This window comes from Tabrizicola sp. (genome assembly GCF_034366665.1).
Lineage (GTDB): Bacteria > Pseudomonadota > Alphaproteobacteria > Rhodobacterales > Rhodobacteraceae > Tabrizicola.
On sequence record NZ_JAXMMF010000086.1, the window covers coordinates 1 to 11,003 of the forward strand.

The 11,003-nt window shown below is 63.9% G+C and carries 11 protein-coding genes and 1 pseudogene; 7 read left to right on the forward strand and 5 right to left on the reverse strand.

The features are described from left to right. The 3 genes and pseudogenes from U1E69_RS11745 to U1E69_RS11755 form a co-directional block, all read right to left on the reverse strand. Positions 1-657 (reverse strand): annotated as a pseudogene (locus U1E69_RS11745) (YfcC family protein); the annotation flags it as partial. Positions 658-727: 70 nt separating this feature from the next. Beyond that, the gene (locus U1E69_RS11750; RefSeq protein WP_322244565.1) at positions 728-1,381 is read right to left on the reverse strand and encodes an isoprenylcysteine carboxylmethyltransferase family protein; all 654 of its coding nucleotides are present in this window, start codon (positions 1,379-1,381) and stop codon (positions 728-730) included. Next, the gene (locus U1E69_RS11755) at positions 1,378-1,689 is read right to left on the reverse strand and encodes a DUF2933 domain-containing protein (protein ID WP_322244566.1); all 312 of its coding nucleotides are present in this window, start codon (positions 1,687-1,689) and stop codon (positions 1,378-1,380) included. The genes U1E69_RS11750 and U1E69_RS11755 overlap by 4 nt, the downstream gene beginning before the upstream one ends. Positions 1,690-2,357: 668 nt before the next feature. Between U1E69_RS11755 and U1E69_RS11760 the strand changes: the two genes are divergently transcribed. From U1E69_RS11760 to U1E69_RS11790, 7 genes are all read left to right on the forward strand, one after another. Continuing rightward, on the forward strand, positions 2,358-2,975 hold the full coding sequence (locus tag U1E69_RS11760) for a sigma-70 family RNA polymerase sigma factor (protein WP_322244567.1): 618 nt from the start codon (positions 2,358-2,360) through the stop codon (positions 2,973-2,975). After that, on the forward strand, positions 2,972-3,565 hold the full coding sequence (locus U1E69_RS11765; protein ID WP_322244568.1) for a sigma-70 family RNA polymerase sigma factor: 594 nt from the start codon (positions 2,972-2,974) through the stop codon (positions 3,563-3,565). The genes U1E69_RS11760 and U1E69_RS11765 overlap by 4 nt, the downstream gene beginning before the upstream one ends. A gap of 89 nt (positions 3,566-3,654) precedes the next feature. Next, positions 3,655-3,861 (forward strand): hypothetical protein, encoded by a 207-nt coding sequence (locus U1E69_RS11770; protein ID WP_322244569.1) that lies wholly within the window; start codon positions 3,655-3,657, stop codon positions 3,859-3,861. Positions 3,862-3,932: 71 nt separating this feature from the next. Continuing rightward, the gene (locus tag U1E69_RS11775) at positions 3,933-6,317 is read left to right on the forward strand and encodes a heavy metal translocating P-type ATPase (RefSeq protein WP_322244570.1); all 2,385 of its coding nucleotides are present in this window, start codon (positions 3,933-3,935) and stop codon (positions 6,315-6,317) included. Next, positions 6,314-6,811, forward strand: a complete 498-nt coding sequence (locus U1E69_RS11780; RefSeq protein ID WP_322244571.1) for a hypothetical protein — start codon at positions 6,314-6,316, stop codon at positions 6,809-6,811. The genes U1E69_RS11775 and U1E69_RS11780 overlap by 4 nt, the downstream gene beginning before the upstream one ends. A gap of 65 nt (positions 6,812-6,876) precedes the next feature. Further along, positions 6,877-8,211 carry a cyclopropane-fatty-acyl-phospholipid synthase family protein gene (locus U1E69_RS11785; protein ID WP_322244572.1) on the forward strand — a complete coding sequence of 445 codons (1,335 nt, stop codon included), beginning with the start codon at positions 6,877-6,879 and terminating at the stop codon, positions 8,209-8,211. A gap of 18 nt (positions 8,212-8,229) precedes the next feature. Next, a complete protein-coding gene (locus tag U1E69_RS11790; RefSeq protein ID WP_322244573.1) occupies positions 8,230-9,273 on the forward strand; it encodes a type II glyceraldehyde-3-phosphate dehydrogenase in 1,044 nt (347 codons plus the stop codon). An 11-nt stretch (positions 9,274-9,284) separates the two neighbouring features. On the opposite strand, the gene U1E69_RS11795 is transcribed toward U1E69_RS11790, so the two are convergent. Then, positions 9,285-9,785 carry an SRPBCC family protein gene (locus U1E69_RS11795; RefSeq protein ID WP_112312813.1) on the reverse strand — a complete coding sequence of 167 codons (501 nt, stop codon included), beginning with the start codon at positions 9,783-9,785 and terminating at the stop codon, positions 9,285-9,287. Between the two features lie 48 nt (positions 9,786-9,833). Next, entirely contained in the window at positions 9,834-10,181 is a 348-nt protein-coding gene (locus tag U1E69_RS11800; RefSeq protein ID WP_157971253.1) for a hypothetical protein, read from the reverse strand. Positions 10,182-11,003: the final 822 nt, after the last annotated feature.

Below are 11,003 nucleotides of genomic sequence, written 5' to 3' on the forward strand. Positions count from 1 at the left end.
CAGGATCACCAGCCGCAGCGCCAACCCGTCTGTAAAGGCCACGCCCGCAGCGTTCGAGGCGATCACCGTTGCAAAGGGATTGATTGTCGAGCCAAGCGTCCCGATACCTGCTCCCAGGAGAATGATCGCAGCCCCGGTCACCGCATCATAGCCCGCCGCAATCATCACCGGGACCAGAAGACCATAGAAGGCGAGCGTTTCCTCGGCCATGCCGTAGGTCGTGCCGCCCAGGGCAAACAGGCTCATCAGGATCGGGATCATCCAGATCTCGCGGCCCTTCAGCTTGGCCATCGCGCGGCGGATACCGGTATCGATGGCACCGGTGGCGTTGACGACCCCCAGAAAACCGCCGAGCAGAATCACGAACAGCGCCACGTCGATGGCATTCGCGGCATAGCTGTCGGGGTCATAAAACCCCGCGACCGGCGCCATCAGGACGTCTAGGATGCCCTGCGGGTTGGCTTCGATCGTCTTGTAGGTGCCTGCGACCGCGATCTCGCGGCCGACCGCCTCGTTCTCGACCCGGTCGAAACGACCGGCGGGTATGATCCAGGTCAGGCCCGCAACCAGCACAATCAACGCGAAGAGGATCGTGTAGGCGGTCGGGAAGCGGGCGGCCAAGCGATCTGTTCCCGGATCGGTGTTGACGTCGCTCATGCGGTGTTCCTTTCTGACGGGGTGGGGTGCTGATCGATAACCACCACCCGAATGGGGGAAGTGGTGCCGATCAGGTCGTTGCGCCGTCGGTACGGCCCATGGGCAGATAGGCGGGCACCCGACGTGCCCAGGCGTCATATTCAGCGCCAAACCGCGCGCGGGCCTCGGCCTCCTCGCTGCGGGACAGGCGGAGGTACATCCAGATCAACACGGGATACATCGCCAGCGTCAGGATCGTAGGCCATTGCACCAGAAACCCGGTCAGGATTAGCACAAAGCCCACATACTGCGGATGCCGGATCCGCGCGTAAGGCCCGGTCGTCGCCAGCCGCCCGGCGCGCTGCGCCGCGTAAAGCACCGGCCATGCCACCGAGAGCAGCCAGAACCCCGCCCCGATCAACACGAAACTGAGCAAGTGAAACGGTCCGAAATGCGGATTGGCTTTCCAGCCGAACAGCATTTCGGGCAGATGCCCGGCATCATGCGAGAACCAATCGGTGCCAGGAAAGGAAGACTGCAGCCAGCCGGACAAAAGGTAGATGGTCAGGGGAAAGCCGTACATCTCAGCGAACAGCGCCACCAGGAAGGCGCTGAAGGCACTGAAACTGCGCCAGTCGCGCGGAGTCTGCGGCTTGGTAAAGCTTAGGGCGAAGATGATGAAAACCGCCGCGTTGACGAAAGCGAGCAACCAGAGACCATAAGCAGGCGCGGTTTCGGGTGTCATGACTGTTTTCCTCTCTCGTCCTCGACCCTGGTCGCCGCAGATGGCCCGGATGCAACGTTCTTGTCGGATCTGCCGTGGTTGCCGTGTCCTCCACCATGCCCATGGCCGCCGTGCATCAGCGAGTGCAGCCCGAGGCAGGCAAAGAGCGGCAAGATCACAAGAATGCTGCCGAACGGGATGTGAACCCGGTGCTCGTAGACAAGAAGAAGCGCGCTTATGAGGGCAAACCCGATCAGCGCCAATCCCCAGCGCGTCCTGAACCAGGCGCCAGGGGTTTGGCTTCCAACAGAATGATGGTGCTCGTTCATGGTTCGTCCTCCGATGATATTGGCCTCGGCCCCGCACGGAGAAATAGACGCTTGAGCGGTATAGCCATTACACCCAATCACCGCACTCATTGCAGCAGAACGCCGAAGAGCGCAGTGTGGTGCTGTCGGCAGTAGGGCCGACCCGGTCTCCATTGATCTAAGTCAACGAGTGTTTCGTCCAATTGCTACAGGTTGGCCGTATGGATGGAATTTGGCAGTCGGAAATGGGTTCATGGTCGCGCGCGCTCCGCGCAGTCCTGACGGCCTTTGTGATGGCGCTAACTGTCCTGTCTCTCCTGACCGCTTCCCTTGCCGCAGATGCCGTTCCCCGATCCGAACCGCCGATTGCCACCTCCACTCATTCAGCAGCGACACAACAGGATGACTGCAGTCTGCCGACTGAAAACTATCATTGCCAGCTCCCGACCGTGGTGGTCGCTGAGAACGTATTCGACGCGAAACACCCGATCTGGGTCATCAGCATCCAGTGGGTGTTCGAAGGACAATCGGACCGCACGCAGCACCGACCGAACGATCCGCTCCGACCGCCGAGCGCAGTTTCCGACTTCGCCTGACACCAGAACTTCCGTAGGCAATTGCCGTCCTCAGCCGTCGGCGCGTCTTTTCGGGGGTTCTCTTCCCCCGATTGACAGCGAACGGAAAACGCAATGCGCCACACTGACCTTTCCCGGAAGGGACCGCCGCCCTCAAGTGCGGTCGAACCTGATCCGCGCACAAGGCTCGCCACAGGGCAAAAGGCTTATCTGAGCTACTTGCGCCGAAGGATCGCTGACCCGAGTGCCGCAGAAGACGTGTTGCAGGATTTCAACCTGAAAGTCATCTGCGCCACGAACCGGACGAAACCCATCCGCAACACCGATGCTTGGCTGGCCCGCATCCTGCGCAACAGCTTGTTCGACCATTACCGTCGCCGTGACGCGCGTCGGAGGGCGGAAAGGGCCTATTGCGATCATGTCCTACTTCTCTCGGCCCCGGTCGAGGACGCGGCAGAGGCTCCATCTGCCAGCGAAGACTTTGCCGCAGTGGAGACAGCACTAGAGAGCATTCGCCCCGATTACGCCGAACTGATCCGTGCGCTGTATCTTCGCGGCGTGCCGCGCGACGCGTTCGCACTGGAAATTGGTGTAGAGGTTGGCACACTGAATGTCCGCACCCTGCGGGCCAGACGGGCGCTGCGCGCCTGCCTGGACCATCAGGCGGAAGCGTCTGGGGAGTACAATCGCGCCTTGAACGGCACAGGAAACGCAATGGAGACCGTGAGATGAGCCGAAAAGCCGTCGAGGCTGCCCTTCTGGAAGACCAGCGCCGGTTTCTGGGCTTCCTGGTCAGCCGTTTGCGCAACGTCGATGACGCGATGGACGTGATGCAGGATTTCGTCGCCAGGGCGATCACGCGGGCTGATGACCTGCGTGACGTTGCCAGCCTGCGCGGCTGGCTCAGTCGGCTTCTGGCCAGCACACTTGCCGATCACCAGCGAAAATCTTCGCGCCGACGGCAGCGGGAAATGTCCGCCGAAGTCGAGTCCGAGACGCTGGACATCTTGGCTGAACCCGATGCCGAAATCGACGCCGCGATCTGCGAATGCATCGCCGACATGATCCGCCATATGCCGCAGGGACAGGCCGACCTGATAAGGCGGATCGACCTTCAGGAAGAAGGGCGGGCCGCGGTTGCCGTTTCGCTCGGCATTTCCTTGGGCACGCTCGCCGTGCGGCTGCATCGGGCCCGGACCAGATTGCGGGACCTGCTGATGCAGATGTGCCTGACCTGCCCGGATCACGGGTTTCTTGATTGCGGCTGCGCCCGAGCCCGGAAGCGGGCCGTCGAAACTTCGCCGGCTCCCGTCAAGGTGTAATGTTTGCAGCCTTGATACGTCCATATCTTGGCAACGGCGACTACAGGTCAGCTTTGTCGGAACCTTGAGCAAATCAACAGGAGAAGACTATGAAGACGCGTGAAACCAACGTTCTGGCCGAGACCGAGGCAGGCGGCTGCTGTGGCGGCGGATCGCAGCAAGCGAAACACCACGAGCGCGGGCACCGTGGTGCGCAGCGCGATCAGGCAACCAGCGAAACTTCGCAAACGGTGGAAGCCTCGCCGACGGCCGCGGTTCAAAAGCCGGCCGGCAAGTCGGGCTGCTGTTGTTCCTGAATGAATTACCGTGCGGCGCGCCGGGTTGCCGGGACGCGCCGCACGAAACTGCCTGACCGGGAAAATTGACCATGACGACGACCGCATCACTCGATTTCAACGCCACGTTCGACCGCCTCGGGCATCTCGGGGTCGAAAAGCAACTTCGCGCCCAACCGGGTGTCACCTCGGTGGCCGCCAATCCGGCAGGTCCGTCGGTGACCGTGACCTTCGACGAAGGCAAGACCAGCATCGAGACGTTGCGCAAGGTCGTCGAGGACTGCGGCTTTCACTGCGAGGGTGAGGCCCTGCCGCGGCACGTGTGTTCCGCCCACGACGGCCATGCCGCAGCCATGGCGGACCATTCAGGCCATGGCACGGGACATGGCAAGGGGGCTGACAGCCCCGCCCCGGCCACCCCCTCCGGCCACGATGCGATGGCCCACGAGATGGGTCACGGTTCAGGCGACATGCAGTCGATGGTGCGCGACATGCGCAACCGGTTCTGGGTCGCCCTGATCTTCACCATTCCGATCTTCGTCTGGTCGCCGATGGGCGGCATGTTCACGCCGCCGGCGCCGCCGTTCGGGTTGCGGCTTGACCAGTGGCTGTTCATTCTGGCGACAGCCGCCGTGATCTGGCCGGTCTGGCCTTTTGTCGTCGCAGCTGTGCGAGCGCTGCGCAACGGCGTGCTGAACATGGCGGTGCTGGTGATCCTGTCGGTTGGAACCGGCTACGCTTTCAGCGTCGGCTCGACCTTCTTTTTCCCCGGCGTGCAGTTCTACGAGGCGGTCGCGGTCCTTCTGGTGTTCATCCTTCTTGGCCACTGGCTCGAGATGCGCGCCCGGGCCGGTGCTTCAGAGGCGATCCGCGCCCTGATGGACCTTGCGCCGCCGATGGCGACCGTCATCCGCGATGGGCGCGAGGTCGAGGTGCCCACCGCCGAGGTGCAGAAGGGCGAAACCGTGGTGATCCGTCCGGGGAACAAGATTCCTGTCGACGGCGAGGTTACCGAAGGCACGTCGCTGGTCGACGAATCCATGCTGACCGGTGAGTCCATGCCGGTGCAGAAGACCGTCGGTAGCACAGTGATCGGCGCCACGATCAACAAGTCGGGAACCTTCCGCTACACCGCCACCAAGGTCGGTGCCGACACGGCGCTCGCGCAGATCGTCAAGCTGGTCCAGGAGGCGCAGAACTCCAAGGCGCCGGCGCAGCTGCTGGCCGACCGGGCATCGCAATGGCTGGTGCTGGTCGCCATCGTCATCGGCGTCGCGACCTTTGCGGTCTGGTATGGCTGGATCGGGGCGGAGCTTCTGTTCGCGCTGACGCTGACGATCACCGTCTTCGTCATCGCTTGCCCTGACGCACTGGGGCTGGCAACCCCGATGGCCGTGATGGTGGGAACCGGGCTTGGCGCGATGAACGGCATCCTGTTCAAGAACGCGAGCGCGCTCGAGGATGCGACGAAACTCGATGTCATCGTCTTCGACAAGACCGGCACGCTCACCATGGGACAGCCGAAGGTGGTTGATGTCGTCGCCGCCAAGGGTGTCAGCCCCGACGAGGTGCTTGCCGCCGCCGCCGCCGTGGACAAGGGCTCGGATCACCCGCTGGCGGTCGCCATCGTCGAGCGCGCCGCCAACCTGACCCTGGGCAAGATGTCCGGGTTCGAGACGCTGGATGGCCGCGGGGCCAGCGCTACTGTCGCGGACAGTCGGGTTCTGGTCGGCAACCGCCGCCTGATGGATGAGGAAAAGGTGCCGCTCGGTGCCCTGTCAGAACGGGCGGATACCCTCAAGGGCGCGGGCCGGACCGTCGTGCATGTCGCCCGAGACGGGGCCGTTCTGGGGCTGATCGCGATTGCCGATGCGCTGCGTCCGACCGCGAAGGAAACCGTGGCCCGGCTGCGCGAACGCGGCGTCCAGGTGGCGATGCTGACCGGCGACAACGCAGGGACCGCCGCGCGCATCGCCGGGGAACTCGGGATCGACATCGTGCTCGCCGACGTGCTGCCGGGTCAGAAGGCCGACAAGATCAAGGAGCTTCAGGCCCTGGGCAAGAAGGTCGGCATGGTCGGCGACGGGGTGAACGACGCCCCGGCGCTGACCCAGGCCGACGTGGGCTTTGCCATCGGCGCGGGCACCGACGTGGCGATGGAAAGCGCCGACGTGGTGCTGATGAGAAGCGACCCGCATGATGTGCTGGGGGCGATCGTGCTGTCGAGGGCGACCCTGCGCAAGATGCACCAGAACCTGTTCTGGGCAGTGGCCTACAACGTGGTCGCCTTTCCGGTCGCGGCGGGGGTGTTCTTTCCCTACACGATCAGTCCCGAGGTCGCCGCCCTGGCGATGTCGGGAAGCTCTGCCCTGGTCGCCGTAAACGCCCTGCTTCTGAAACGGACGCGGCTAGAGGGCGTGACCCGCCGTTCTCCGGCCAAGGCTGCCGCGCCGCAGGCGCTGGAAGTGGCGTCATGAAACCCGACGGGACCGCCTTGTCGCGCCGGACGGCACTCGTCCTGCCGTTGGCGGCGGTCGCATCGGCGGCCTTCTCCGCGGTCGCGCGCGGGCAAGACGGTGTGAATGCCGACACGATGACCGTCGCCGGCGTCCTGGCCTATCTCGGCGTGATGCCTGCCGCCATCGTGCAAGGCCATCCAAAGTCCCACACCGAGGGCGCGATGCACGGCGGCGCGCCCGATGGGCAAGATCAGTACCATCTGGTGCTTGCCCTGTTCGACGCCGCGTCTGGCGCCCGGATCGAAACAGCGCAGGTTTCGGTTAATGTCATGGGTCTTGGTCATATCGGTGGAACCTTGCTTAACCTTGAACCGATGAAGATTGCAGATACGGTGACTTGGGGTGCTTTCGTAAAGCTTGCTGACCGCACTCCCTATCAGCTCTCTTTCAAAGTCGTTCTTTCAGGCCGGGCAAAGGCCGTTCCTTTTCCTTTCACCTACACGCATTCGTGAGGATAGCGCTTCGCGCCTGCAATCCTTTCGGCGCTCGCGCGTCTGTTGATTGCAACCTGACCATGATGGATCCACAGCAAATGGCGCAGCAGAGTTCATTCGAGAGTGAAGTTGAGATTGCGCCACGCGCGCAAAGGAGCCGGAGGGGATCGGTCGTCGGCGGCGCTTCGGCGCTGGTTGCCGCGATCCTGCGGCGGATCGTCCGGCGCGGATCGCTGGAATGGACCGAGGCGGGTGGCCGGACCTACCGCTTCGGCACCGGCGGCGCGCCCGATGTGGTGGTTCGGCTGCTTGACCGCGACCTGCCCTTGCGCCTGCTGACCCAACCAAGCCTTGCGCTTGGCGAAGCCTGGATGGACGGCCGGCTGGTGCTGCAACGGGGGACGCTGCGCGAGTTTCTGGACCTGCTCACCTCGGGCGGGCCGGAGGCGCTCGACTCGCTGCCCGGAAGCGGTCTGCGGGCGATGGCCGACCGGCTTCTTTCGCGGCGCCGGCACCGCAATCCCTCGGCGCGCGCGCGGGCCAACGTGGCGCATCACTATGACCTGTCCGACGATCTCTACGATCTCTTTCTCGACCGCGAGCGGCAGTATTCCTGCGCCTATTTCGAACGTGGTGACGAGACCCTGGACGAGGCACAGGCGGCAAAGATGCATCGCATCGCTGCCAAGCTGGTGCTGGACCGTCCCGGCCTCTCGGTTCTCGACATCGGTTCGGGCTGGGGCGGGCTGGCGCGGTCGGTGGCGCGCGACAGCACCGCGAATGTCACCGGCATCACCCTGTCGCGGGAACAGCTGGCCTACGCCACCGCGCGGACCGAAGCCGAGGGTCTGGCCGGACGTGTCCGCTTTCACCTGCGCGACTACCGCGACGAGCGTGACCGCTACGACCGGATCGTGTCGGTCGGTATGTTCGAACATGTGGGGCCATCGGACTACGACAACTACTTCTCGGCGATGGCCCACGCGCTGAAACCGGACGGCGTGGCGCTCCTGCACTCCATCGGCATCATGGGTCCTGAGGGCGGCAGCGATCCCTGGATCCGCAAGTACATCTTTCCCGGCGGCTATTGCCCCACGCTGTCGCAGGCCATCGCCGCGGCCGAGCGCGCGGGGCTCTGGGTGACGGATGTGGAAATCCTGCGCCTCCATTACGCGGAAACGCTGCGCCTCTGGCACGAGCGGTTCGCCGCCCGCCGCGACGCAGCGCGCGCGCTTTATGACGAACGGTTCTGCCGGATGTGGGAGTTCTATCTCGCGGCCTGCGAGGCGGGATTCCGCAACGGTCGGACCATGGTGTTCCAGTTGCAGCTTGCCCACCGGCGCGATGCCGTGCCGCTGACACGGGCCTACATCGACGGCGCGAGCCCGGCTCAAGGCCGCGATACGAATTTTGCTTGAAACGAGAGGAATCGCATCATGACCACCACGCAGGAAATCCGCGTCGCGGTGAACGGCTACGGCGTCATCGGCAAGCGGGTGGCGGATGCCGTCGCCATGCAGCCCGACATGGTACTGGCCGGGGTGTGCGACGTTGCCGCCGACTGGCGCCCGCGCATGGCAGAGGCCAAGGGCTACGCGCTTTACGGTGCCGGCCCGGGCCATGTGTCGGCCATGCGCGCGGCGGGGCTCGATGTGGCCGGAATGCTGGAGGACCTGTTGACCCGCGCCGACATTGTGGTGGACTGCACGCCGAAGAAGGTGGCGGCAGCCAATGTCGAGGCCTATCGCCGGCGCGGCATCAGGTTCATCGTCCAGGGCGGCGAGAAACACGCCGTTACCGGCCATTCCTTCGTGGCCGAGGCCAGCTTTGCCGGTGCCATCGGGCGCGACAGCACCCGCGTGGTGTCGTGCAACACCACCTCCATCGTCCGCACGCTGACCGCGCTCAAGCGCGCGGGGCTGCTTGTCCGGGCGCGCGGCACCCTGTTGCGGCGCGCGACCGACCCCTGGGAAAGCCATCTCGGCGGCATCATGAACACGCTGGTGCCCGAGCGCGAGATCCCGAGCCACCAGGGCCCCGACGCGCAAAGCGTGGACCCAAGCCTGGACGTGGTGACAATGGCGGTCAAGGTGCCGCAGACGCTGGCCCATCTGCACTACTGGTCGGTCGAGATGACGCGCGCGGCCACCAGGGACGAGGTTCTTGCCGCCTTCGGTGCCTCGTCGCGGATCGCGCTGATCCGGATGGATGACGGCCTCGACGCGCTGAACGCGGTCAAGGAGATGATGGCCGACCTAGGCCGCCCGCATGACAACCTTTACGAGGTCGCGCTGTGGCAGGACATGTTGTCCGTGCAGGGCAACGAGCTCTTCTATGCCTATATGGTCGACAACCAGGCCATCGTGATCCCCGAAACCATCGACGCTATCCGGGCAATGACCGGACTTGCGGCGGATGCCGCGGCGTCGATGGCGCTGACTGACACTGCCCTGCGGATCGGACACTTGGCCAGGCGCTGACCGCGCCGGACTCAGGCGATCCGGCTTCGGCCCGGACCTTGCGCGAAATGCGCCCGCGTGCCGACAGCAATCCGCGACGCGCACCAGCGCGCATAAAGTGGTGCCAATGCCCGACCGAGCAGGCGGCCCGGCAGTCGTTCCGGCAGCGTGTAGTCAATAAAGACGCGCAGTTCGGTCCCTGCCTCGACCTGCAGCGTCTCGAACCCCAGCCGATAGGTGTCGATCACGATCATCCGCTGCGGACCTGTCGTCTTCCAGATCTTGCGGACGGGCGGCACGCGTTCCGTGATCACTTCCGTCACCCGCAATGCCAGACCCAGCATCCTTCCTTCGACGCGGATGACAGAACCGACCCTGCGCCCAGCTTCGGCATCCAAATGATAGTGCATGCTGCCGCCCGCCATCATCAGCGATCCCCCGGACATGTGGGCGCCAATGCGCTCGGGGTCGTCGAGGTAGTCGAAAACCTCCCGCGGTGTTGCGCGAACCAGCACCGAGGTGGCAAAATGCATCACAGCCTCTCGCATCTCGTATCTGCTCTCGTTTCGTCTTGACGACGTTCAGTCGATCTGGCGGACAAAACCCGGATACCTGTTGAACGACAGTCTCTGTACTAGCGCCCCGTCGACAGTGCGGATCTCGGCGATGATGCTGCCATCCGCAGCCGTCTCGATCGTGCCGAGTGTCAGCCGTGGATTCTGCAGGCTGTCGAGTTGCGTCTGAAGCCAGCCGCGCACCACGTCGGGCGTCGTCTCCGGTGTCGCGGCAGGTGCAAGACCAAAGACCACTTCCGACCCCTGCCCGACCGCGCCGGTCATTCCGTCCTGGATGCCCGGCCCCGGGGTCGAACCGGCGACATGATGCTGGGCCATCATCTGCATCATCATCTGCATCATTTCAGCAGACATCATCATCCCCGGTCCCGCACCCTGCGAGTCCATCCCTGGACCCGCAGGGTCTGTTGGCTCGTCGGAGCCAGCCGCATTAGGGAGTGCGGGGTTCTCGGTGCCGGCCGTGTGATGTGGATCTTCCGCCTGAGGCGTGGTCTGACCGACCGCGCCGCCGGCCATCAGGACAACAGCAAGCATTGCTGCTGAGAAAGTTCGAACTGTCATCATCCTGTTCCTTTCTGGCTGAAGGCGGCACGGTCACGGCTTCGACCGACCGCCAGGCACCGACCGAGTTTGCCGCCAGCGGAGTTTCCGAAGAAGTCCCGATCATGCGAGAGCCAACCGACGCCTATCTTCATTGACGGATGTCGAGGAAAAAGATTACCGGACAGATGCGTTTGCCCGGTCACGACAGATCTCGCAGAGCCCGGTTTGTAGAGTTCCGCGCAAGCTGTGTAATCCCCCGACCGCATGGACGTCTGTCATTTCTGTTCGTGCAGAAGTCAGCGGATATCGGTGGAACCACACCGAATGCCTTCGCGTTTTCAAGACCGATCCCGATGGCACTGAACGGCCTGTCCACGGGAAATAGGGGGTGGCTCAGGCTTCTTCGCTGCGCTTCGGTCCACGGGTAATTCGGCAACCACAGAACAGGAGTACGAGAGATGAACATGAAGGAATGCATCGAAAACTGTAGCGACTGCCACAACATCTGTCTTGAAACGCTGGCGTACTGCCTCGGCAAGGGCGGTCAACATGTCGCATCCCCGCACATCCAGGCGCTTCTGGATTGCGCGGATACGTGCCGGATCAGCGCCGACTTCATGCTGAGAAACTCGC